The sequence below is a fragment of the Kitasatospora sp. NPDC001175 genome (assembly GCF_053598215.1).
Genome location: NZ_JBSFJU010000018.1, coordinates 56956 through 80248, shown reverse-complemented (window position 1 = coordinate 80248; position 23293 = coordinate 56956). Strand labels below are relative to the sequence as shown.

Sequence of the window (23293 nt, the reverse complement as noted above, 5' to 3'; positions counted from 1 at the left end):
CGTCCACCCGAGCACCTCAGCTCGGGCGGACGGCATTCGGGCCGAGTTCGGCCTCCAGGGCGTCAAGGAAGGCGTGTGCGTAGGCCCGGCGCTCGGCAGCCACGCGTTTGCCGGCCGCGGTACGGAAGACCGGACGGTTGATGAAGAACCTGGCGCGCTCGATTGTCTCCTCGTAGTGCTGTCCTCGGGCGCCGCCGGTTGTGAACGCCTTGGCGATCCCGAAGGCCCCTACTGATTCGAGGTAGTTGGCATCATGGACCAGTTGCTCTTCGATGAGCTCGGGGTCCTCCAGATGGCGCTTAAGGCACGCGAACGCCTGGCTGATCTCGTCGGGTTCCCATCCGAGTGCGTCTAGCGAGGACGCCGTATCCTCACGGAACCCTGAGTGATCAAGCTGTCGGGCAAGCCCGTGGTAGCAGGCCAGGAAGTACAGCAGGTCGAGGCGGAGCTCCTCCCCGTCGCGCAGCAGCTCAAGCCGTTCCAGGATCCTCCGGATGTGCACGAAGTCGTGAGCGGGATCCTTGGCGGCGTAGTACGGCTCGGCCTGGGTGGCATACGGCTCCAGCTGGTATCGCCTGGCCACCCCTGAGAAGGATGTGTCCATCCCGGCCTCCCACGGTGTGGACGAAGCGGTCGGCGCGATCCGTATGCGCGAACGCAGCTCGGACGGGGCCTGACTACCATCCGACAAGATCAACCACGGACGGGCATCGGGAAATACGCCGACTGGGTGAACGTCGTGCGGCCCGCGGGCCCGAAGCGCCTCCAGCTGCCGCCGCACCCGCCCGATTCCAAGGGCTGGCCATGGGGGTCTGTTTATCGCACGAAATCACTTTGGCGGCTGTGGCAGTCTGGACTCAGCGGAGTCATCTGGTCACGTACCGAGTGGGGTGGGACGTGGAGAGTTTGCGGCAGCGCTGCACAGGGTGCGGCGCGACCTTGAGCCGCTACAACGCTCAGCGGCAATGCGCAGCGTGCGGGCGCGGGACGGCGGCGAAGGTAGACGGGAGTTTCTGGGAGCTGCCCGAGGTGGCGGCCGCTCTGCAGCGCTGGGACTTGGGCGCGGTCGTCCGCTCCTACCGGCGGCACACGGGCCTGTCCCAGGCAGCGGTCGCCCGTCTCGTGAGCATCGACCAGGCCGAGGTCAGCCGGCTGGAGAACGGGAAGAAGGCGATCCGCGACCGGCACCAGCTGCGGCAGTGGGCTGCCGGCCTTGGCATCCCTGACCAGTTGATCGCCGCGTTGCCGACTGCCCTGCCCTCGCTGGGTCGGAGTGAGACCTTCGGGCGAGACAGTGAGGCGTCCCTGCCGGGCTGGGACGATCCGGCGACGATCGCAAGTCAGTTGAGTGCGATCACCGCGGTGAACGTGGACCTCGCGCACCTCGAGCGGCTCGAGCACTCCATCGACGTCCTTGTCTCGTCCTACGAGGCGAGCGGACCGCAGGCCCTCGCGCCGGTCGGCTCGAAGTTGCGGGCGTCGGTGCACGACTTGCTGGCCGGGCGGCAGCATCCTCGGCAGCGCCAGTCCCTATACGTCCTCGCTGCTCGCGCAGCCGGACTCCTCGGCTACATGGCCGTCAATGCTGGCCGCCCCGCTTCCGCCAAGGCGTACCTGACCGAGGCGTACGAGCTGGCTGATGTGGTCCAGGACGCCGAGTTGATGGCGTGGGTCCGCGGGACGCAGTCGCTGGAGGCCTACTACGCGGGCCGATACCAGGAGGCGAACGATCTCGCGGAGGTCGGCGTCCACGTTGCGCCCGCCAGCCCCCAAGCGATTCGGCTACTGGTCAACGGGCAGGCACGCGCCCTTGGGAAGATCAACGATCGACAGGGCGCCGAGCGGGCCGTCGGGCAGGCCCTGATACTGGCCGAGCGGATAGGCACACCGCCGGGCCTCACCCCCTGCATCTCCTTCGAGCCCTACGGTATGGCGCGGATCCTGGCAAACGCGACGACGGCCTACTTAGCGCTCGGGGATACCCCCAAGGTCGTCAGTTATGCCGAGCAGATCGATCACTACGTTCACGAGGCCGATTCGGCATGGAGCCGCGCTCTGATCACCCTCGATGTCGCAGCTTCCCACCTGCAGCGCTCGAACCCGGATGTCGAACGGGCGATGGAGCTCGGCAGAGCAGCGCTCCGGTCGGGAGAGGCGAACCCGATCCGCTCTGTCGTTCAGCGAGCCCACGAACTTCGTTCACTTGCCGAGCCCTGGTCCGGGCTCGACGCCGTGGTCGAATACGCTGCGGAGCTTGCACAGTGGAGGGCGGAGAAAGCCGCGTACGTCATCGAGGCGGTGTCCTCCGATTCCGCCGCCCGCACACCGTAAGCAAAGAGAGACTCGATGCACCCGAGCGCGCCCGCTGCGGCCTCCGTCTTCCCAGCTGACCAGCCACCCTCGCTCACCGACCCTCAGGTCATCGCGGATCATGACTGGAAAGCCTTCTCGGAGGTGACCACGATGGTCAACCACTGGGACAGGCCAGCGTGGGCGCCCGGCCGGCGCCGCCTCTACTGGTTCATCACGATGGACGATGCGCGGTCGGTGCACGCACTGACGGCTCACTGCCAGAAGCACCTGTCCAGACCAGAGCTGGACCTCACTCCCGTCGACGGCTTGCACATCACCCTCAGCCGCGTTGCGGTGGCTGACGACAAGGAGGTTGAGTCCCTGGTGGCCTCGGCCCGGGCACTTTGTGCCGAGCTGGAGCCCTTCGCGCTCCAAGTCCTCCCTCTCGCAGGCTCGCGTGGCGCCGTACGTTTCAGCCTCGCGCCTTGGACACCAATCCTGCGCCTTACCGACGTGCTGGTAGAGGCCGGAGCTGCTGTCGGCGCGGAGGTGAGGACAACGGCGGATCAACTGAGGCCGCATCTGGGCATCGGCTACTGCAACCAGGAGGCGCCGGCCGAACCGCTAAGGAAGGTGATCGCGGGTCTGCGTAATCTGGAATCAGTGGAACTCGCGGTGCCCAGCGTCGAATTGGTCGAGCTCCGGCGGGATGGTCGGCGCTATTGGTGGACGAGCCTTGCGCGGGTGCGACTCGGCGGGTGATCCGGGCCGCGCTGGAGGCCTTCCTCGCGAGATAGGCGAGGCTGAGAGGGGAGAGCGAATGTCAGACGCTGACGAGCTGATCCACGACCACCTGGTGGATTCAGCGGCGGTGCGCGATGGCGGATGCGTCGTGGATCTGGGTTGCGGAACAGGCCCTACCCTGGCGGCCTTTGCCCGTCGGGTCCCCAGTGCCCGCTTGATCGGCTTCGACCGATCGGCGGAGAGCGTCGAGGCCACCCGGGGCCTGTTGGCAGACCACAAGGGTGGCGCCGAGATCGAGGTGGCAGATCTGGCCGAAAGGCTCCCGTTGTCCGATGGCAGTGTTGATGCCGCGGTCTCGTACAACGTCCTTGAGTGTCTTCCGGATCCTGCTGCGTTTCTCGCGGAGATTGCGCGCGTTCTCAAGCCCGGTGGCCGGGCGGTGGTGGCACACGTCGACTTCGACTCCCTCGTGATTTCGGGCGCGACCCGCGACCTCGACAGGCGGATCTGCCACGCCTTCACTGATGACCAGCAGCCGTGGATGGACTACGCGGACGGAAGGATCGGGCGGAAGCTGCCCGGCTTGGTGAAGGACTCGCCGTTGCTGGTAGAACGGGTCCACCCATGGGTGACGAGCTCGACCGAGCTGAGCGGTCATGCCGGCCGCCGGATCGAGAACATTCGGCAGGCGCTGACCAGTGCCGCGTCGAAGGGCCGGGGTTCTGTGTCTCTTACGGAGATCGAGGCCTGGCACGAGGCGCTACGACTCGCCGCAGATCACGGACGCTTCTTCCTCGCCGAGACAGCAGTGGTGGTGACAGCCCGAGCTTGACCCCAGCCGCAGGGTGGGTCTCTGCCGAGCGATTCCGATCGTCAGAGACTGCCTGACTCCGGCTGGCCAGCCAAATTGGTCCTGCCAGCACCGTTAGAGCCAGTGGGCTGTCCTTCGTGTCCGTGAACGACACCTTCACCCAGGATTGTTCCGATGCTGTCGTGGCTACACCCGAAGCGAGTCGGGTCGTCGCCAGCAGGTTCCTCGGACACCGAGGAGGTTCGCCTGGTGGTGGCTTGTCCAATGCGATGGCATTTCGTCTGATTTCTCACTCATCGGTGTGAATGCAGACGATGGTTGCATCCGAGTGAGCCTGGCGAACGTTTAGTTCAGTGCCCTCGGGTTCGCACTGGCGATGGCTCCAGCGGATCAGGTGGCGGATTGGGAGGCCAGGGAACGTGATGAGGGTCTGCGTCGGCAGTCGGCGGCGACGGATGGCAGCGGCGGCGTTCGTCCTCGTGCTCGGATGCGCTGCTGGTTGTCAGGGTGCTGCCCGGATCAAGGACGCGGACGTGAAGACCTCGTCGTCGCTGGGAGCACCGATCTCCCCGTCAGCGGCCCAGACAAGTCCGACGAATGATGCCGCGCCGTCCTGGTCGGGAGTGCCGGCGCCGCCGGAGGCCTTGGCCGCGTACAGCGCCATGTGGGAAGACATCATGGCGGTGGCTCAGACTTCCGCCTATACCGATCCCCGGATCGCGAAGCACATGATGGGCAAGCCGCTGACCTTCTGGACGGAGCAGCTTGCCAAGGACCAGAGCAAGGGGAAGGTCAGCAAGGGGCTGCTGACCTCGAAGCCGGTGGTCACATCCGTATCGCCGCAGGATTCGCCGAACCGGGTGGAGGTCACCGACTGCCTCGACTCCAGTCACTGGCAGCACTTCACCGTTGACGGGCAGTTGGCCGCGGACGCAGGTGGTGGCCGCCACCGGTCAGCCGCAGCGATCACGAAGCGCTGGGACGGGTCTTGGGTGGTGTCTGAGCAGCTCATCGGCGAAGTGGGAACGTGTTGATCCCCGGAGCGCTGCTGGGCCCGTCGATGCTTGCGCTTGCCCTGTTGGCCCCGGTAGCCGACGGCGGCCAGGATGACACCTTGACGACCACGGGAGCCGCACTGTGCAGCGCCACCCGGTGCGACCTGAGCGCTGCTGCGCAGGGCGGCGGTGCTGCCAATGGCCAAGGCGGTGCTCCCCACGTTGCGTCACCGGGTTCCGGCACAGATGGTTCCAAGCCAGTCTGCTCCACGGTGTTGACCTCCGAGGTCGTGCCCCTGCCCTCCGGCGAGCGCGGGCAGTGGTACCTGCTCGACTGCGGACGCGGCTTCTACGAGGGCGCGGCAGGTCCCGGGGTCCCGTCGGACGTACCGCTCTGGGCAGGGCTCGGCACAGGGACGGAGCTTGCGAAGGCAGTCGATCCCAAAGTGCTTGCGGAGAAGGCTGTCTCCTCCCTCGACCTGCCGAAGCCGGAGGTTCGGCTCAGCCCGGGCGCTCAAGGGCCGCAGGTGGTGCGGGTTCCGACGTGGCTGTGGGTGGAGTCGCGGCAGTGGAAGCCGGTTCAGGCGACGGCCGAAGTGCCGGGGGTGTCTGTCGTGGCAGTTGCCAGCCCCGCGTCGGTGACGTGGGCGATGGGGGACGGCTCCACAGTGGAGTGCAAGGGAGCGGGCACGCCCTATTCGGCCACCTTCGACGCGGCGTCGCCGTCGCCTGACTGCGGCTACACGTATCTGCGGCCGTCGGCCGGGCGGCCGGATGGGGCGCTCACGGTGTCGGTGACGGTCCACTGGTCGGTGAGCTGGTCAGGTGCAGGACAGGGCGGAACGTACCCGGATCTGGCGACGACGTCGGAGCTGACCGTGCGGGCGGTGGAGGTGCAGAGCCTGGTGACGAAGTAGTCGGCCAAGGAGTGTTCAGGACGGTTCCGGATGGCAGCAGGAGATGGCTTTGGCGACGACGGTAGTGCCGAGCGCGCGGGGTCCGAAGGTCGGCGGTGATCCGCTCGGCCGTGGACGGATCGGCGTTGTGCGGCGCAGACATCGCATGCGGATGCTGGCGGGCGCCGGCGTGATGGTGGTGTGTGCAGCGGGGTTCTGGGTGACGGCGTTCGCATCGAGCGATCAGGCATCGGTGGTCACCCTGGCCCGGCCAGTGTCGTACGGTCAGGTGCTGGCCGCGGGCGACCTGCGGGTGGTCACGATCGGGAGCCATCTCGAGGTGCCGGTGGTTCCGGCGTCCCAGCGCGCCGACCTGGTCGGCCGAGTGGTTGGGTCGGCGCTCCCGGCCGGATCGCTGTTGTCGGAGGGCGTGCTCGTATCGGCGGTGCCTGGGCCAGGGCAGGCGTTGGTGTCGGTGTCGGTCAAGGCCGGCAAGGTGCCTCCGATGGTCAACCCAGGTGCGCAGGTGGTGGTTTCCGAGACGAAGGTCTCCGGCTCTGGTCCTGCTTCAGGGGCTGAGGCCGGTGTACGTGGGACGGTGCTCGATGTCCGGCCGGGTGCCGGAGGTGCGGCTGTTACCGCGGTCACGGTGCTGTGCGACCAGGGGCAGGCGGCCCGTGTCGCACAGCTGCAGGAGCCAGCTGTGATCGTGCTGCCTGCACAGGCTCCGGGTCCCGGGAGATGACGGCGAGATGGCGTTGATCGTGGTGTGCTCGGCCAAGGGATCACCGGGTGCGAGCGCGGTTGCGCTGGCCCTGGCCGTCACCTGGCCCGGCCAGGGCCCTGGGTTCGGCAAGCCCGTGGTGGTGGAGGCCGACCCGGCAGGTGGTGAGGTGATGCTCCGCTTCGGCTTGCCCGATTCGCTGTCCCTGGTCACCTTGGCGGCTGCTGCTCGCCGGACTGGCTTGAGCGAGGAGGTCGTACGCGCGCACGCCCAGCGGCTGCAGGGCGGCGTCTTGGTCGTACCCGCCCCCGCTGCGGCTGAGAAAAGCACTGCGGCGCTCGCTGCCCTCGAGTCACTCTGGGCCGAGGGCGAGTTTGCCTCCGGCACGGTCGTGGCCGACATCGGGCGGCTCGGCGCACCGCTTGGTCCGGTGGGAGAGCTCGTAGGTGCCGCTGATGCTGCGGTCCTGGTCACGTGCGGCTCTGTTGAGGAGCTGGCGCATGCGGAGGCGGCCGTGGGCCGTCTACGACCCGGAGTAAAACATGTGGTCGTGACGGTCGTCGGGCCGTGCGCGTGGCCACCGCAGGAGATCGCCCACGTGCTCGGCGCTGATCAGTGCCACCTTCTGCCGGTCGACCATGCGACCGCCGGGGTGCTGCGGGGAGGGCCGTCGGTCCGGCCCAGCTGGCTGAGGCGACGGCGGCGGCCGAACCCGCTGTTCGATGCCGCTTACCACCTTGCTCTGGGCCTCTCCCAGCTTCTCCCACAGCCCGACGAGGCGCGGGCGGGGAACTCTGGAGAGCCGGAACGGTCGGGGCTGGCAGCGATGTTGGGAGGTCATAAGCCGTGATGGCCGCACAGGCTGGTCTCGGCGAGCACGAGCTCGTCGACGCGCTGCGGGCAGAAGTCGGGCAGCTGCTGGTTGCCCACACGCAGGAAGCCGAGACATCCGGCCAGGCGCCGTTGAGCGGGCGCCAGCGCCGCGCACTGGGGGAGCGCTTGATCTCGGAGGCGCTCGAACGCTACACCCAGCGGCTGCTGTCCACGGGGCTTCCGGCATTCGACCCATTAATCGAGCAGCGCGCGGTCCGAACGGTGCACGATGCGCTGTTCGGCCTTGGCGGACTCCAGCGGCTCCTGGATGATCCGAACGTCGAGAACATCGACGTGAATGGCTGCGATCGCGTGTTCGTCCGCTACGCCGACGGCCGCAAGGAGCAGGCCCCGCCGATCGCCTCCTCGGACAGTGAGCTGGTCGAATTGATCCGCACGGTCGCGGCGCGTGGTGGTGCCGAGGAACGCCGCTTCGACCGCGCAGTGCCGAGACTGAACGTGCAGCTCCCCGACGGCTCACGCATGTTCGCGGTGATGGCTGTCTCAGATCGCGTGTCGCTGTCGATCCGCCGGCACCGGTATCCGCGCGCGACGCTGCCGCAGCTGAGGGGTCTTGGAGTGTTCGACCGGGAAGTGGAGTCCCTGCTCCGCGCTCTTGTCCAGGCCCGGAAGAACATCATCGTCGCGGGCGGCACGAACATGGGCAAGACAACGCTGCTGCGCGCGCTGGCGTCGGAGATCTCGCCGGCCGAGCGGCTGGTGACCATCGAGGACACCTACGAACTCGGGCTTCACCAGGACGGCCTCCACGGCGACGTCGTACCGATGCAGGCGCGCGAGGCGAACATCGAGGGCGAGGGCGCGATCGACCAGGCAGAGCTCGTACGCTGGGGCCTTCGCATGGCACCGGACCGGGTGATCGTCGGCGAGATCCGCGGCGCCGAGGTCGTGCCGATGTGCAACGCCATGTCGCAGGGCAACGACGGCTCCCTGTCGACGATCCACGCCTCCACCTCCCGCGGAGTGTTCACCAAGCTCGCGGCGTACGCCGTGCAGGCGCCCGAGCGACTCAGCTTGGAGGCGACCAACCTGCTGGTGGCGTCCGCGGTCCACTTCGTGATCCACCTGGCTCGGGACACCGAGGGGCGCAGAGCAGTGTCATCGATCCGGGAGATCATCGGTGCGGACGGCGCCCAGCTGATCTCGAACGAGGTCTTCCGGCCGGGCCCGGCCCGGCGCGCGGTCTACGCGACGCCGCTACGCACCGAGACCCTCGCCGATCTGGAGGCAGTCGGCTACTGCCCGGGCCCGGCGGACGGGGAGTGGTCGCCGTGATCTCCGCGGCCGTCACGCTGCTCGGCGCCGGCTTCGGCGCTGGGCTCTGGACCGTCTGCACGGCCTTTCGTCCAGGCGAGGTGAGCACCGACTCGGCAGGACCCGCGGCGTGGCGGCTCAGAATCAGACCGAGTCGGCAGCTGGTTGTCTCCGCGGTGGCAGCGGCTGCCTCCCTGGCGGTGACGGGCTGGCCCGTGGCGGGCGTGCTTGCCGGGCTTGCTGTGTGGGCACTGCCGGGATTGCTCGGGCGAGACCGCCAGGGACAGGTCGCGATCGAGCGGATTGAGGCGATTGCCTCCTGGACGGAGCAACTGCGCGACACCCTTTCCGCGGCTGCTGGCCTGGAGCAGGCACTTCTCGTCACGGCCCGCACCGCGCCCGCATGCGTTCGCGGCCAAGTGGGCGCGCTGGCCGAGCGGATCCGGCGCGGGCAACGCCTACCCGACGCGCTGCAGCAGCTGGCGGCAGACCTTGCCGATCCGCTCGGCGACTTGGTCGTCCTGGCCCTGCTCGGCGCGAGCACCAGACAGAGCGGTCGCCTCGGCGATCTGCTCGCAGGGCTGGCCGCTTCGGCGCGCGAACACGCGGCGATGCGCACTCGGACCGCCGCCTCCCGCGCCCGTGTCCGAACCTCGGTACGGATTGTCGTCGGTACCACCCTGGCCATGGCGGTCGGGCTCGTCGTTCTGAACCGTCCGTACCTGCAGCCGTTCGACAGCCTCGAGGGGCAACTGGTGCTGTTCCTGGTCGGCGGCCTGTTCGCGGCGGCGTTCGTGTGGCTGCGCAAGATCGCCGCGTTCAGCGAACCTGCCCGGCTCCTCGCGCCGCCAGCCGAAACGGAGGCAGCGTGATCGCCGCCGTCATCTGCGGCGCTGGGTTCGGTGCAGGTGCGTGCGCACTCTGGCTTGGCGCGCGCCCGCCTCGCCGGGACCTTGCCGACGCCCTTGCCCCGGCCGCTGCTACACCTCAGCGTCCAGTCGCGCGGCCTGACAGTGAAGGCTGGGCCGCGCGGGTTGGTACGGCCGTCGTCCCCCTTCTGCGACGCTGCCGGCTGCCCGGCGCCAAGCTTTCAGCCGACCTTTGCGCGCTGTCGATTCCCGTCGAGCGGCATCTCGCGGAGAAGGCCACGGCGGCACTGGCAGGCCTGCTCATCCCACTTCCGGTCACCGCGCTGATGGCGCTCGCAGGCGCAGGCCCCGGCTGGGCGGTTCCCGTGTGGGCCGGGATGGTGCTCGGCGCAGTGCTGTTCTTCATCCCCGACCTGACGGTCAGACAGAAGGCCAGCCGGCGGCGAGCCGAGATCCGGCACGCGCTTTCCGTCCTGCTGGACCTGACAGTCGTCGCGCTGTCCGGAGGTGCCGGCGTCGAGCAAGCCCTCGCCGACGCCGCCCGCGCCGGGCAAGGGGAGGGCTTCGCCGCCTTCCGCCGAGCCTTGCAGCAGGCGGAAGTCACCCGAAGCGCCCCCTGGGGACCGCTCGGCGAACTCGGTAGTCGGCTCGGCGTCAGCGAGCTGACCGAGCTCGCGGCGACCGCAGCCCTCGCCGGAAGCGAGGGAGCACGGATCAAGGCGTCGCTCGCCACCAAGGCAGCCAGCCTGCGCGGCCACCTTCTCGCCGAGACCGAAGCAGAGGCTGCCTCCGCCACCGAACGCATGAGCTTGCCTGTGGTCACGCTCTTCGCCGCTTTCCTGCTCTTCCTCGGTTACCCGGCCCTCACCCATGCCCTCACGGGCCTCTGATCCCGAGCCACCCAGAACTGGAGACCTCAACGTGCGTACCGAAATCACCGACGCGATCCACCGCACCTGGCACCAGGTGCGCAGGCACCTCAAGGCCCGGTATGGACGCGAGCGGTCCGACGCCGGCTACACGACGGAGACCGTCATCATCACGGCCCTCCTCATCGGCCTCGGTATCGCAGCTCTCGGCATCCTCGCGGCCAAGGTCACCGACAAGGCGAACGGACTGACCTTCTGACATCCGTTATGCGCCAGCTCTCCAACCGGAGGGTGGCACCGGGGCGGGACCGTGGCGCGGCGAGCGCCGAACTCGCCATTGCTGCCCCGCTCCTCATGCTCCTGCTGATGGCAATCGTGCAGTTCGCGCTTGTCGCTCACGCCCACCACATCGCCCAGGCCGCCGCTGCCCGGGCACTGGCTGCGGCACGGGTCGAGGACTCCGATGCCGCAGCAGGCCGCAGCGCTGGTGAAGAACTCCTCGCACAGATCGGCTCCGGGAGCCTCCACCAGCCCACCGTGACCGTCCAACGGACCGCGACCGAGGCCACCGCCGACGTCCGGGGCACCGTCGTCGCACTCCTGCCCTTCCTGCATCTGCCGGTGCAGGCCCATGCCGCTGGCCCGGTCGAGCACCTCGCAGGCTCCTGATCCGGCATCGTCCAAGGAGGTAGCACCGTGTCAATCAGTAAGGCGGCAAGGCGTCGTTGGGCGTCGGACGCGGGCTCCGTCGCCACTGAGCTGGCCCTGGTCGCGCCTCTGCTCCTTGCGCTTGCTCTTCTCGCTGTTGGACTCGGGCGTCTCGCCGGTGCCCGCCTCGACATCAATGACGCGGCGCACCAGGCAGCCCGTGCCGCATCCTTCGCCCGCACACTGGAAGAGGCGAGAGCCAGCGCCAGCCGGACGGCCTCAGACGCTCTCGCCCATGCCGGGACCTCGTGCCCTGACCCGCGCACCAGCACAGACACCTCCGGATTCCGCGCAGGCGGCCAGGTCACCGTCACCGTCAGCTGTGACGTCGCCCTCGCGGACCTGGGCGCAGTACCGCTGCCCGGCCAACAGACCGTCACGGGAAGGTTCACCGCGCCGGTCGACACCTACATTTCGGACCGCCCATGACCTTACTCCGCCGCCCGCGATCCGACGCGGGAATGGTCTCGGCCTTCACCATCGCGATCGCCGCCGGCCTCCTCGCACTGCTCGGTCTAGTTACCGACGGCGGACTCGTCCTCGCCGCCAAGGTCGAGGCCTCCGGCCAGGCGCAGGAAGCCGCCCGTGCCGGAGCCCGGAATCTTGACCTGGCCAAGCTCCGAACCGACCGCACCATGCAACTCGGCCCGGGGGAGGCGCAGTCTGCGGCCGACACCTATCTGCGAGCAGCAGGTGCCACGGGCCAGGTCCGCGCCACCACTCAGGAGGTAACAGTCACGGTCGAACGTACCCAGCGCACGCAGCTGCTCTCCCTTGTCGGTATCACTTCCCTGCGAGTCACCGCCACGGCGACTGCCCGTGCCGCCTGGCAGGAGGGCACCTCATGACCTTCGCGGCTGTTCCGGTCACGGGCCGACTTCGCGCCGTCGTCCGCGCGTTCGCTGCAGCATTCCTGCTTGCCGCGCTCCTCGTCGGAATGCCGTACGCCCTCACCGCCTGTGCCGCACCGCTCGACCTGACCCATGTACCCAGCTGGGACGAGCTGGATGCCGAACTGTCCGGTGCACCCTCGGTGTTCACGCTGATGCGGCTCCTCGTCCTTCTCGGGTGGGCCCTGTGGCTGACGATCCTGGCCCAGACCACTTACGAGATCGTCTGGTGCGTGGCGAGACTCCCAAGTGCGTTCCACGCAGGACCGGCCGGCCAGCAGCTCCTGAGCGCACGTTCCACCATCACCGGAGCCCTGGTAGTCAGCATCGCTCTCGGCGTTCTGTCTCTGAACCGGCCGTCGACGGCGCTCGCCGCGGGCTCACTCTCTGGCAGACCACTGCCAGTCGCCACAGCAAGCGCAGCTGCCGGCCCAAGCCCTCAAGGCGCAGGCACCGACCGCACCGACCAGAGCCCGGGATCGGCTGACGACACGATGGTGCAGGCGGGTGACACACTCTGGGGCCTCGCCGACCGCCACCTCGGCAACCCGCTGCGCTGGAACGAGATCTACGACCTCAACGCCAGCCTCCTCCAAGACGACGGTGGACGGCTGACCGATCCCAATCGCATCTACCCTGGCTGGACGCTCCACCTTCCCACCAATGCCCAGCAGGCCACCGTCCGTCAGCCCGCGCCTGCGGTAACTATCAATCAAGCCCAGCGCGGGAACTCCGCGCTGCCAGCCACCCCGAATATCCCGCCGTCACCGGCGCCGCACCCGTCGTCGTCACCCGAAGCCCAGACTCTCGGGCAACAACCGGCAGACGAACGGGAGACCGCTACGGCGCCCGGGATCCACCTTCCTGGAGCAGCCGGGTTCCTGGCCCTGTCCGTTGTCATCGGACTCGGTGCGGCTGCCTCTGCCCGGATGCTCCGACGCCGCCGCACCTACCGCCCGGGCGCGCCCACCCAACCGGACGAGAGCGAGCCCCTCCGGCCAGAGGACTCTTCCCTGGCCGCTGCCTTGCGACGCACGAGCCGCCTTGCGTCCGGGCCCGGAACCGAGGCAAACGCCGACGTCCCGATCGCGACACGAGACGGGGCCCAACTCGGGCTCCTGGAGCTGCTCACCAGCCAGGATCAGAACACCCTCGCCCTCGACGGCCCTGGCGCGGAGGACGCACTGCGGTCGTTGCTCGTCGCAGCCGCGACGAGCCCCGAGGCAGCCGAACTCATCCTGCCCGACCTGCTCGCCGCACGGCTTGCCCCGGCGCTGATGCACCGCCGCCCATGGCCGGGCTGCGTACACACCAGCGATACCGAGGAGGCGTTCAACATCCTGGAAGAACGCCTCCTCGCAAGGGCGCGAGCCCAGCGCGGCGGGGGGAGCCACCCTGGTCAGCCAGCGGGTCAACAGATTGTTGTGCTCGCTCTCGGCGATGTCGAGCAGCATCAGCTGCCGAGGATGTCCGCTCTTCTAAAATCCGGACGAGCCCGGAGGCTGGCTGCAGTGCTACTGACCAGCACGCCCGCACCCTGGGCCGTGACCGCGATGGTGGAGGCCGATGGCACTGCCACACTCAACCCGCCCGTCGGCAGCGCCGCCAGCACCACCGCCCGATTCTTCCATCTGAGCACCGCGGCCGCCGACACCTTGCTCAGCCTCCTGCCCGACGGTGCGGGACAAGTCTTCAGTACCTCCGTCGGCGCACTCGTAGATGAGCACGGTCCGGGCGAAGGAGCGGAAGAATCGGAAGTTGGCCTCTGGCGCGTAGGAATTCCAGAAGAACCACCGGAGGAAATCCCGGCAAACCCCGCAGCAGAGGAAGTCGTCGAGTCGGCAATCAGTCGGCCGACTCCTCTGCCAGCGGACACGGTGGTTGTCGCGCCGCCGCGGATTAGCCATGTGCAAGACAGCGCAGATTGCGCCACGGTCCGGAAAGAAGGAAAAGCGTCGGATGACTCGGCAAAGCGACCAGTTCATATCAGTCTGCTTGGTCCCCTTACTGTCACAGTGCGGGGCGAAGTCGTCACGCGAGGCCTCATCGGCTTTGCGGGGGAGCTCCTCGCCTACCTCGCGGTCCACCCAGCCGGCATGACCAAGGACGCGATCCTGGAGGCCATCTGGCCGGAACGGCCGCCACAGGCCGGGACGCAAGCCTTCAACACAGCGAAGACCAGCATCCGTACCGCCCTCCGAAACGCACTCGGCGCCACGAGCTCCGTCAACGCCATCCTGACAACCGGCGACCTGACCCGCCTGAACACTGAGCTCATCACCACCGACCTCGCAGAGTTCTTCGCTGCTTCCCGGACGGGCGCTGCGGCTCCAGACGCGGCAAGCCGCCTTCTCGCCCACCGGCGTGTCGCTGACCTCTATACGGGCGAGCTCTGTGCGGGAGCCGCGTATGAGTGGGCTGAGGCCACTCGTGAGGAAGCTCGCCGGCGCGCTCTCGATGCCTTTGGAGCAATGGCAGCCGCTGCTGCTCCCGACGATCCCGCCGCGGCAATCGCTCTTCTCGACGAGGCGATTGGCCTGGACCGCTACAACGAGCAGCTCCACCTCCGTCTTGCGCAGCTCCAAGCTGCTCTTGGCCGCCTCGACGCGGTTCGCGCCACCTCCAAACGCCTGGCCTCCAGTCTCGTGGAGCTCGGAGAGAAGCCCACACCGGCCGTCGCCAAGGCGCTTCAGGAACTTCTCCATCCAGTCTCCAGGCCGGCGTACGCAGGGCCGCGGGCGCGATCGGCACACCGCGCCGCCGGTCCGTTACCGGGCCAGGCAGGAAGGCCCTGAGCGGCCGAGGACCTGGGTAACCGTGTAGCGACTTCGAACTGAATATCTGGCAGGCAGGGTGTCCGTTCATGGATGTCCATCCATGGGTGTCCACTCGGGTGTCCGCCTAGTAGAAGGACGGGCCCTTTGGCGCTGAACCCGCAGGTCAGGGGCCGAACGGAGCCCGGCTGGAAGGCCAGACTGCCTAACCGGGGCAGGTATCTCCCGGTCTCCACACGCGCGTGACGGCGGCCCGGCTCCCGCCGTGCTTCCCGGAGCCCCCGCCAGTTGTCGTAGGTCTGTCGCTGCTTCAACTACGGCTCTTCATTGCTCGTACTTTGTCCGAACCCGTACAGAACTCGGACTGGGACCTGCTGCTGGTCCCGGGGGGCGCGGGCCCCCGCGAAGCGGTGGGGTGGCGCCTGCCCGGGGCCGCCTGTTTGGGGCCGCCTGCCCGGGGCCGCCCGCGAACATCGCCCGATCGGGTGATGTTCCGGCCGCGCTACGGGGGCATTTCCTGCGAATCGGTCGTGCAATCTGGAACTCACGACAGGAGGTGTCGAGAACGCTGTATTTCACGACGCAAGGCGTCGTGAAATGCCTTGAATTCCAGCATTTTCCAGCCTTGGTTTCGGCTTCACATGCCCCCGCGGTCGAGCTATCTTTGAAATGTGCCCGGAGGGATCGGGCGGCGGAAGTTTCATCAAAACCCTGAAATTCCTTTCGCGGGTCAATTGTGCCCAGTGATTGCGGAGGGCGGGGAATTGAGGAGTCTGGCCTGGAATGGCCGGGCATCAATAGCCGCCTGCCTCCGCACGCCGACGCGACAACGCGTCACCTGACCTGCCGACTGAATCCAAAGGAGAGCTCCGCCGATGACCGACACAGCCGCCGCCGACACCGCCGCCGAGGCGCCGCCCGAGTCTCCCGACATCGCCGAGACCGCCTCGGTCTACGAGTCGGCCAGCCGCCCTGACGGAGAGGTCCTCGTCAGCCCCCGCTACCTCGCCGGAGGTGGCCTGGAGGCCGATGACGCCTTCAACCCCCTGATCAGCCAGGCCGGTTGGCACCACTGGGTGGACGAGCTCGCGAACTGCGACCTCACCAGTCCCTGCGGACGCGGCTACCTCGGTTTCCTTCCCGAGCCCAACCCGGAGCACGTCGGACTCTGGAAGGCCTGGGTCCGCCCGAGCCACCACGGAGCCCGCACCTGGATGGCCGCCTTCGGCGACGAGGCCCCCTACGAGTTCATCCAGGCTTTCACCACCGCCTGGGCCGCCAGCTACAACGCCAACGACGACGGGTTCGCGGCGCCGGGCGACACCGACAGCCAGGCCATCGACAAGGTCCTCAGGGTCGCGGGCGACGCCGGGTGGGAGCACGACTACTTCGCCGAGAACGGTCTCAAGCGCCTCACCGCACCCGACGGCCGTGCCGCCATTGAGTTGCGTACCTGGGTGCGCAACTCGCCGGAACACGAGACCCTCCAGGGTTATGCCCGATGGACGATCTGGGCGGCCCCTGCGCCGTACCGCCGCCCGGTGTGGGAGGCGACCTTCACCACCGGCACGCCGGCCGACCTGGTAGCCGCGTTCGTGAAGGCCCTGGTCGCCACCGACCCGCTGATGCGCGAGGAACACATGATCCCGCGTGCCGCCTGGCAGCACGTCACCCGCACCTGACCTCGGGCCAGGCGGTACCGCCCCCGCTCGAATCGGGGGCGGTACCGCCACCAAGCCTGCCACAACCGCCACTGACTGGAGGAAGTGCACCCAGGCCGACTGGGCGAGCCACCTCCGGTCCCTGGACCACCGGTCCCGCCGCCTGCTGCCCACCCAGCACCGGCTCGCTAGACCCGGCGGCCGCAGGCCCGCGCGCCCGGCCGTCAGGGCGTACCACCAGCAACCTGCGATCACCTCCAAGGAGCACCTGCTGTGACCACGAGCCCCAACCCCGGCCCCGACGCCTTCGCCGCGACCACCTCCACCACGGCGGTCCCCCCGATGTCCTGGCCGGGTCGCGCCACGGTCCTGGCCCTCATCGACACCCACCACTCCAGCCGCCCGCACGCGGGCACCGACCGGGGCGAAGCCCTCGACGAGCTCGCCCTGATCATCGGCAGCACCGTCGACGAGCTCGACCGCACCGTCGCGGACAGTGAGCGCCTGCTGAATGCCGCCCACAAGGACCTGGACACCATCGCGGCGGGCGGCGCCCTCACCCCGTGCCACGCCCAGCCGGCCCTCGCCGCCACCGGCGCCAGCCTCGACATCCTCGCCGCCATCACCGGCACCCTCACGCACCAGCTCAGGTTCCTCGCCCGCGCCTACCAGCGGCTCAACACCGCGGCCCCGGCCGAGGGCAACGGCACCTCCGATCTCTGACGGCTCACCACAACCCATCCCGCCTTGGCGGCCGTGCACCCGCCCGGCTGCCGGGGCGGGGCGGCCCATTGCCCGCCATGCGAGCCGATCCCCAGGTGGACCGGCTGCAGAAGACTCCCGGACCAAATCTCCAACTTCCCGGACTTGCAAGGAGGATGACGCCACCATGGTGCAGCGCCACCTGACCGTCGCCGACCTCATCACCAGCCTGAAGGCATTCGACCCCGGCACCCCGGTCCGTCTCGCCCTGTCCCCCGAGTGGCCGTTCGAGCACTACGTCGGCCCGGTTACCGGTACGCCGCACATCCAGCCCAGCACCGGGCCCGGCGACGACCAGCCGCTGCCCGGCCCCAGTGAGGAGCCGAGCGGGGTGGTGTGGATCAGGGACGGCGGCCAGATCGGCTACCTCCCGCCCGAGGCCTGGGTCGAGCTTCACCACGACCCCTACGGCGACCTGCCTGGCGCCGCCTGAACACGGCCTCCGCCGACGCCCGACCCTCTACCCAGGAGCGACCGGCCATGCACCACAACCTCCGAGAAGCCCTCGCCGCGGTCATCCAGCACTTCGAGAACGTCACGGGCCTCGCCAAGGGCGAACTCCTCGCCAGCGACGACACCAGCTACTTCGACCTGATCGCTGCCCTTCACACCTTCACCCAGAGCATCCGCCACATCCTCGACACCCTTCAGGCCGACCGCCGCCCCGAGACCCTTGCCTTCCTGCGCCTGGAACTCCAGTACGCCGAGCAGACCGCCCGTGAAGCCACCGAGACCTGGCTCGATGCGCTCTTCGCGGACAACAGCTCCGGCCCGGACGGCACGCCCACGTAGCTACCCCCAACCCCCAGCACCGGCCGGCCGATCTCGAATGTCTGCCGACCGGACACGCCCGGCCGGGGCGACCCCGCCCCGGCCCCAACCCACCTGCCCAGTCGGGAGACCCCACCATGACCACGCAGCCCGGCACGCCCGCCGACCTCCACCACCTGCGCGCCCTCACCGCAACGACCCTGGCCGCCGCCCTCACCCACGCCCTGACCACGGGCGACCGCTTCGCCGACGCCCACAGTGCCATCCGCCCCGCGACGCCCACCGGCGACCAGCCGCCCGGCCATATGGACCTGATCCGTCGCGAATGCATCTTCAGACTCGCCCACGCCGCCCAGCTCTACCCCCACGGCCTCCTCGCCTCCGACCCCATGCCCTCGCTGGAGAGCCGCGACCGGCTCTGGCCCCGCCCGGTTCGCCGCGACGCCCTCCTGTGCGCGGCGGCTCAGCTGCCCCACATCCCGAGCCGCACCCTGCGCCCCACCACCCACCCCACCGCCACGCCCGCCTCCGTCACCGACAGACTCCACGGCTCAATCCGCGCGGCAGCCCAGGTCGCTGCCATGCAGCTGCGTAGCGGCACTGTCTGCTCGCTCACCAAGACGATCAACATCGGCGCCCGGGATGCCGCCCGTTACCTGCCACCCGGCTACGACTCCCTGATCGAGCGCGAGATGACCCTGCGTCTCGCCCTTACCCTGAACCTGCCCGCGAACGGAGCGCTGACCCCTGGCCTGGACTTCGCGCTCGCCCACGCCACCTGCAACGTCAGCCGCTCCGACCTCGCCGACCTGATCCTCGGCGCGCTCCGGCCAGTGGCCACGGGAGCCGCGACGTCGGCCACCCAGGTTGCCCGCCGCCTCACCAGGGTTCCCCGACAGAGCAGCGGGGCCTGCGGCTGCGCATGTTCGCGCGGAGGGTTCTGCGGCGGCTGCGGCCACGCGGGATGCGTCGGCCGCAGGTAGGACCCGGCCACCTGGGTCGGCCGGGTTGCCCGGGGTCCCAGATCGCCTGCTGGCGGTATGAAGCCGACTGTCCCGCCCTGAATCGACCTGCTCGAAGAGACAGATCACCAGCACGACTCAGCCGCCTGGTGGGCCTGCTGCCCGCCAGGCGGCGAGCAACTCGCCAGCCGAGCTGTACCGGAGCTCTGGCCGCGAGTCGGTGGCCTTCACGACGACTGCCAACTGTGCAGTGCTGCCGCGCCAATGGCTCTCGGTGTCCCCTGCGTCGAGCAGTAGCCTGGCCGCCCTGCCCAGGTTGAAGACCGTCGTCCGGGCGTTGATCTCGGCGCCGCGCCGGAACTCCTCCGGTGCCATGAAGCGTTTCGAGCCCGGCAATCGCTCGCCCTCCACGGTGAACGGTCCTGGGCGGTACTCGTCGAGGTCGCACAGCCGCAGTCGGCCTGTCGTGAAGTCGTATAGCAAGCAGCCGTCGTAGAAGTCGACCGCAACGAACCCGGCCTCCTCTACTGCGAGGTGGGCCTCCAGCACCGACTCCACCGCGTCCAGAACACGTTGCAGCGGCTGCGTCCGAAAACGCGCCATGGCACTGCTCGGCGCCGTCCGGTCCTCGCCTCCCGTCCGGGTGGCCGCGTAGAGGACCTCGCCTTCGAACCACGGCATCACCACAGCCGGAAGACCGCCCACCGTGAACTGGTGCAACTGCGGCACGATCACCTCATGCCGTACGGCCTCGTGGAACCGGTCGGCCCTGCGCAACGACTCGGCCGAGCTCGCGGTAGTGGCCGCCTTCACGAACCACCTGCTCCCGTCCCCGACTTCGACGCCGTATGACACACACTGCGAGTCCTGATCGGTGAACGAGGCGAACACGCGCCCCGCCTGGTCCAGATATGGCCGCAGGGCCGGCACGGCGTCGACACCGAGGAGAGGATGGGAGGCAGTCACCTGCCCATCCTCGCCGAAACCGCGGTAGATCACACAGAGAAAGGTGGCCGACCGAGCAGCAGGTGCTGCTCGGTCGGCCACCTGGGGCCTCTTACTCAGTGGTGGTGGCCCGGTATCGCCGGGGCTTGGCACTCGTCAGTTCCGCCTCGCCTCGGTTGACCATGGTGGCCAGCGCATTGGCAATCGCCCCGGCGGACCGGCCGAGCGCGTTGCTGATTCCCGTAGGGGACCAGTCCTGCTCGGTGTTCGCCTGCAGGTGCTCGAGGATCATCTGGTGCAACTGCCCGGACCCGAGCCGGGAACCGGTGCCGACGGCCGCGGGCCTGCGGGGCGCAGGCCGCCGCTGCGCCCCGCAGGCCGGGCACACCGCCGGGACCGCGCTAACGGGCGTGTCGACGGCTTCTGTGGGCGTGTCGGCCGCCGCAGTAGCAGCCACTGCCCTGCCGGTTGGGCTGGGGTCGTCCGCCGGTTGCGGAGTGTTCGCGCTGGTCTCCGGCAGCGCCGAGGTGGTGCCCACAGCCGGTGCCTCGCGTGTGAGCTTCGTGGCACCGCCGCTGTCTTCAGCGGCCGCGGTCGGCTGATCGTCGTCGAAGTGTGCCTCGAGCTCCGTCGGCGCCGGGGAGTCGCTGCCGTCACCGTCGGTCATCCTGGACTCGGGCTCGGAGGCGTTGGGCCGGTCGGCGTGTCCGCCCTCCGCCTCGGCCGAGCGGCTGTCGGCAGACGCGGCGGGGGCCGAGCGGTCATCGGCCTCGGCTGACTTCGGGGCCGTGGCGTACCAGGTGTCGGGCAGACGTCGCGTACGGTCGTTCCCGCCCTGCGTGCGCTGCGCGAGGCCACGCTCCTCCAGGGCCACGAGGGCCTTCCGCGCGGCGGAGGGGCTGACCCCGGCGGCGAGGGCCAGGGCGGCGGCGGTCGCGCGGTCCTGGCCGCACAGTTCGGTGTAGATGGCGGCCACGGCGCCGGTCACGGCGGTCACCGGTCGCCCGATGGGGCGGTTGATGCTGCTCAAGGTGTCGGACATGAGAGGGGCCTCCAGGCTCCGCAAGAACGGACAAAGGGTCCCCGGCCGGGAATGGGCAGCGGCGCTGCCCGGCCCGCGCAGTGCGCATCCGCGTCGTTCGGGCCAGCTCCATGGACGCTTGGTCGGTGCGGACAAGTCAAGCGGGTTGCCGTGCGGGAACTCAGATCCGTGACGTGCCCGTTGCGATATTGGGGTGGCCCCGGCCGCCATCCCGAAGGCTTTCACCAGGTGTCCTGACGTGCCGAACAAACCGGCCACGCCGTTGAAGAACATCCGCGTTCCCGACGATCTCTGGAATAGCGCCAAGGCGGTGGTCAAGTCCGAAGGGTGCAGTCTCTCGGAGGTTATTCGGCAGGTGCTCGCTGCGTACGTCGAGAAGAGGCAGGAGCCGGGGGGAAGGCCGGTCTATAATCTGATCCCGTGGCCTTTGCCCGTCAATTGCTGAAGTCGGGAAAAGGTATCGGTGCTAGACGCAGAATGCGCGGCGGGCGCCGGTCACTTGGTTATTTCATGGCACCTGGGCCTTTCTCAGGCGTCCTGGGGGTATCCGGACCTTCGTCCATTGCGGTCCAGACTTTGCGGACAAATGCGGGGCTGCGGTGGGCCCGGCGAGCGGTCTCCCGCTGACTGAGACCGTCAAGACGGCCTCTGACAATGCGAGCCCGGGCCTCCTGCGCATTGGCCGGGGGAGCGGCATCGACAGGGGTGTTCAGGGTATGGGTGCGCACTCGGCTCGCGGCTGTCGGCAGAGACGCGTCCGCATGGCGGTTGCGTTGGGTTGACGAGTCCGGCCGGGTGGGCACTTCAGGCTGGTCGTCGGTGTCGGCATTGGAGACTGGCAGACCGGAGGTGTGCAGGTGTGCACGGGGCAGGGCTGAGCAGCTGTCAAGGAGCCGCGGGGGCATTCGGCTGAGGCTAACCAGTTGACGGCGCCAGGCAGGTCCGGCCTCCCCGAGTACGAGGAGCAGGGCGGGGGCGATGAGGTGGACCAGGATACCCACGGTGTCTCCCCCGAGTGCGGCGTCGCCGATGTTGGCGAAGACGGAGAACCCGCCGGTGAGCCAGCGAAATGTAGTGGGCCAGCCGCCTCCGTTGGAGCCGTAGCGGGCGAGCGTGGCGTCGGCCTGGAGCGCCATGACGAAGGCAATGTCGATGGCGCCCGCGAGTGTCCAGCCTGCCCAGGGCTGTGGGGTGTGCGCACCGATGAAGTGGGCGCCGGTCATGGCGGAGAAGGTGCACACCGCACCGATGAGAACCCACGTACCCGTGGTGAGCACCCTGCCGGTTCGGCGGAGTTCGGAGTGGGTGGGCGGGGTGGCGGGGAGGGTACTGTGCACGGGTCCTGGGCTCCTGTGAGTTCGATCGCGGGCAGAGCGGTTTTCTCCTGCCCGGGCGCGCACCGGCGGCGCTCGCCATCCCCGGTCCGATCACAAGTGGGAGCCTTCGGCTGGGCGCGGTAACGGGGGGTGCCCCGGTGTTCATCGGACCGGCCTTGTGGCGCCGACGAAGCTGAGGCCAGGAGGCCGGTAGGAGGCTTGGCGGACGGGGATGCCAGTGCGGGGTGCCTCGATCATCTGGTCGCCTCCGACGTAGAGACCGACGTGAGTGATGTCCGTGGTGGAGGTGCCGTAGAAGACGAGGTCGCCAGGGAGTAGGGCGCTTCCGGGTGGGAGCTTGGTGGTGGCGTTGTACTGGTCCTGGGCTACGCGGGGGATGGGGATGCCGGCGGCGGCGTAGGCAGCCTGGGTGAGGCCGGAGCAGTCGTAGCCGTGGCCATCGGTTCCGGTACCGCCCCATTCGTACGGGGTGCCGATCTTGGAGCGGGCGAAGACGACGGCGGTGGCTGCGGCCCGGTTAGGGGCGGTGAGGATGAGCGGGTCGGCGCCGGCGTACTCGCGGGCCTGGACGAGGACTTTGTCGACGTACCAGTTCGCGTGGTTGTAGGCGAAGACGGCGGCGCGGATGTCGCTGCCGTTGCGGGCGCCGCTGGCGCAGAGCAGACGGGCGGCGGCGTGCACCGCGTCGACTGGGTCCCAGGGGGTGGGCGGGACGGCACCTCCGGGAGGGACTGGTTCGGCGTACTGGGCGAAGGTGCTGGGGAGGAACTGCATCGGGCCGACGGCCCCGGCGGTGGAGGTCTGGTTCGCCGCTCGGCCGTGGTCGGTCTCGATCTTGCCGATGGCGGCGAGGATGCTCCAGGGCAGTCCGGGGCAGGTGAGCGCGGCTTGCTGGTAGAGGGGCGCCATGCCGGGCGGAATGTCGGCCAGGGCATTGCTGCTGGCCGGTTTGTCGTCGGTGAGGAGATCGAGGAGGCCGCCGGTGGCGGCTGACAGTGCGGCCCCGGCGGCAGCGGCCAGGAGAATGAAGGCGGCGAGGCAGCCCGCGGTAGCTGCGGTGGTCGCGCGGGCCGCCGCGGATTCCATCGGCGCC

The 23293-nt window shown here is 69.0% G+C and carries 25 protein-coding genes; 20 read left to right on the top strand and 5 right to left on the bottom strand.

The window, feature by feature from the left end; translation table 11 throughout:
* Window positions 1-16: 16 nt before the first annotated feature.
* Window positions 17-604, bottom strand: coding sequence for an HD domain-containing protein (locus ACWDAK_RS16060; RefSeq protein WP_427393443.1), 588 nt, complete (start codon window positions 602-604; stop codon window positions 17-19).
* A gap of 335 nt (window positions 605-939) precedes the next feature.
* Here ACWDAK_RS16060 and ACWDAK_RS16055 point away from each other — a divergent pair, with 335 nt between their 5' ends.
* The 20 genes from ACWDAK_RS16055 to ACWDAK_RS15960 all read left to right on the top strand — a co-directional run bounded on the left by ACWDAK_RS16055 (window position 940) and on the right by ACWDAK_RS15960 (window position 18897).
* Window positions 940-2331, top strand: coding sequence for a helix-turn-helix domain-containing protein (locus tag ACWDAK_RS16055; RefSeq protein WP_427393444.1), 1392 nt, complete (start codon window positions 940-942; stop codon window positions 2329-2331).
* A gap of 15 nt (window positions 2332-2346) precedes the next feature.
* On the top strand, window positions 2347-3054 hold the full coding sequence (locus ACWDAK_RS16050) for a 2'-5' RNA ligase family protein (RefSeq protein ID WP_427393445.1): 708 nt from the start codon (window positions 2347-2349) through the stop codon (window positions 3052-3054).
* 58 nt (window positions 3055-3112) lie between these two features.
* On the top strand, window positions 3113-3868 hold the full coding sequence (locus tag ACWDAK_RS16045; RefSeq protein WP_427393446.1) for a methyltransferase domain-containing protein: 756 nt from the start codon (window positions 3113-3115) through the stop codon (window positions 3866-3868).
* Window positions 3869-4380: 512 nt separating this feature from the next.
* A complete protein-coding gene (locus tag ACWDAK_RS16040) occupies window positions 4381-4881 on the top strand; it encodes a hypothetical protein (RefSeq protein ID WP_427393447.1) in 501 nt (166 codons plus the stop codon).
* 236 nt (window positions 4882-5117) lie between these two features.
* Window positions 5118-5759, top strand: coding sequence for a hypothetical protein (locus ACWDAK_RS16035; RefSeq protein ID WP_427393448.1), 642 nt, complete (start codon window positions 5118-5120; stop codon window positions 5757-5759).
* Between the two features lie 49 nt (window positions 5760-5808).
* Window positions 5809-6483, top strand: a complete 675-nt coding sequence (locus ACWDAK_RS16030; protein ID WP_427393449.1) for an SAF domain-containing protein — start codon at window positions 5809-5811, stop codon at window positions 6481-6483.
* Window positions 6484-6490: 7 nt separating this feature from the next.
* Window positions 6491-7312, top strand: a complete 822-nt coding sequence (locus ACWDAK_RS16025; protein WP_427393450.1) for a hypothetical protein — start codon at window positions 6491-6493, stop codon at window positions 7310-7312.
* Window positions 7312-8631 (top strand): CpaF family protein, encoded by a 1320-nt coding sequence (locus ACWDAK_RS16020; RefSeq protein WP_427393531.1) that lies wholly within the window; start codon window positions 7312-7314, stop codon window positions 8629-8631. Before ACWDAK_RS16025 ends, ACWDAK_RS16020 begins: the two co-directional genes overlap by 1 nt.
* The gene (locus ACWDAK_RS16015; RefSeq protein ID WP_427393451.1) at window positions 8628-9482 is read left to right on the top strand and encodes a type II secretion system F family protein; all 855 of its coding nucleotides are present in this window, start codon (window positions 8628-8630) and stop codon (window positions 9480-9482) included. Before ACWDAK_RS16020 ends, ACWDAK_RS16015 begins: the two co-directional genes overlap by 4 nt.
* Window positions 9479-10369: a type II secretion system F family protein gene (locus ACWDAK_RS16010; protein ID WP_427393452.1), complete on the top strand. Its 891-nt coding sequence runs from the start codon at window positions 9479-9481 to the stop codon at window positions 10367-10369. The genes ACWDAK_RS16015 and ACWDAK_RS16010 overlap by 4 nt, the downstream gene beginning before the upstream one ends.
* A gap of 31 nt (window positions 10370-10400) precedes the next feature.
* Window positions 10401-10607, top strand: a complete 207-nt coding sequence (locus ACWDAK_RS16005) for a hypothetical protein (RefSeq protein ID WP_427393453.1) — start codon at window positions 10401-10403, stop codon at window positions 10605-10607.
* Window positions 10608-10615: 8 nt separating this feature from the next.
* Complete coding sequence (locus ACWDAK_RS16000; RefSeq protein WP_427393454.1) at window positions 10616-11017, top strand: TadE/TadG family type IV pilus assembly protein; 402 nt, start codon at window positions 10616-10618, stop codon at window positions 11015-11017.
* Between the two features lie 27 nt (window positions 11018-11044).
* Entirely contained in the window at window positions 11045-11485 is a 441-nt protein-coding gene (locus ACWDAK_RS15995; RefSeq protein WP_427393455.1) for a TadE/TadG family type IV pilus assembly protein, read from the top strand.
* Window positions 11482-11904 (top strand): pilus assembly protein TadG-related protein, encoded by a 423-nt coding sequence (locus ACWDAK_RS15990; protein ID WP_427393456.1) that lies wholly within the window; start codon window positions 11482-11484, stop codon window positions 11902-11904. Before ACWDAK_RS15995 ends, ACWDAK_RS15990 begins: the two co-directional genes overlap by 4 nt.
* Window positions 11901-14741 carry a LysM peptidoglycan-binding domain-containing protein gene (locus ACWDAK_RS15985; RefSeq protein ID WP_427393457.1) on the top strand — a complete coding sequence of 947 codons (2841 nt, stop codon included), beginning with the start codon at window positions 11901-11903 and terminating at the stop codon, window positions 14739-14741. The genes ACWDAK_RS15990 and ACWDAK_RS15985 overlap by 4 nt, the downstream gene beginning before the upstream one ends.
* 854 nt (window positions 14742-15595) lie before the next feature.
* Entirely contained in the window at window positions 15596-16402 is an 807-nt protein-coding gene (locus ACWDAK_RS15980) for a DUF317 domain-containing protein (protein ID WP_427393458.1), read from the top strand.
* 252 nt (window positions 16403-16654) lie between these two features.
* Entirely contained in the window at window positions 16655-17104 is a 450-nt protein-coding gene (locus tag ACWDAK_RS15975) for a hypothetical protein (RefSeq protein WP_427393459.1), read from the top strand.
* 166 nt (window positions 17105-17270) lie between these two features.
* The gene (locus ACWDAK_RS15970) at window positions 17271-17576 is read left to right on the top strand and encodes a hypothetical protein (RefSeq protein WP_427393460.1); all 306 of its coding nucleotides are present in this window, start codon (window positions 17271-17273) and stop codon (window positions 17574-17576) included.
* Between the two features lie 47 nt (window positions 17577-17623).
* Window positions 17624-17935 carry a hypothetical protein gene (locus tag ACWDAK_RS15965; RefSeq protein WP_427393461.1) on the top strand — a complete coding sequence of 104 codons (312 nt, stop codon included), beginning with the start codon at window positions 17624-17626 and terminating at the stop codon, window positions 17933-17935.
* A 116-nt stretch (window positions 17936-18051) separates the two neighbouring features.
* Window positions 18052-18897, top strand: coding sequence for a hypothetical protein (locus ACWDAK_RS15960; protein ID WP_427393462.1), 846 nt, complete (start codon window positions 18052-18054; stop codon window positions 18895-18897).
* 117 nt (window positions 18898-19014) lie between these two features.
* On the opposite strand, the gene ACWDAK_RS15955 is transcribed toward ACWDAK_RS15960, so the two are convergent.
* The 4 genes from ACWDAK_RS15955 to ACWDAK_RS15940 all read right to left on the bottom strand — a co-directional run bounded on the left by ACWDAK_RS15955 (window position 19015) and on the right by ACWDAK_RS15940 (window position 23286).
* A complete protein-coding gene (locus tag ACWDAK_RS15955) occupies window positions 19015-19689 on the bottom strand; it encodes a protein kinase family protein (protein WP_427393463.1) in 675 nt (224 codons plus the stop codon).
* A 244-nt stretch (window positions 19690-19933) separates the two neighbouring features.
* The gene (locus ACWDAK_RS15950) at window positions 19934-21181 is read right to left on the bottom strand and encodes a hypothetical protein (protein WP_427393464.1); all 1248 of its coding nucleotides are present in this window, start codon (window positions 21179-21181) and stop codon (window positions 19934-19936) included.
* Window positions 21182-21366: 185 nt separating this feature from the next.
* Window positions 21367-22086, bottom strand: coding sequence for a hypothetical protein (locus ACWDAK_RS15945; protein ID WP_427393465.1), 720 nt, complete (start codon window positions 22084-22086; stop codon window positions 21367-21369).
* 255 nt (window positions 22087-22341) lie between these two features.
* A complete protein-coding gene (locus ACWDAK_RS15940; RefSeq protein ID WP_427393466.1) occupies window positions 22342-23286 on the bottom strand; it encodes a C40 family peptidase in 945 nt (314 codons plus the stop codon).
* Window positions 23287-23293: the final 7 nt, after the last annotated feature.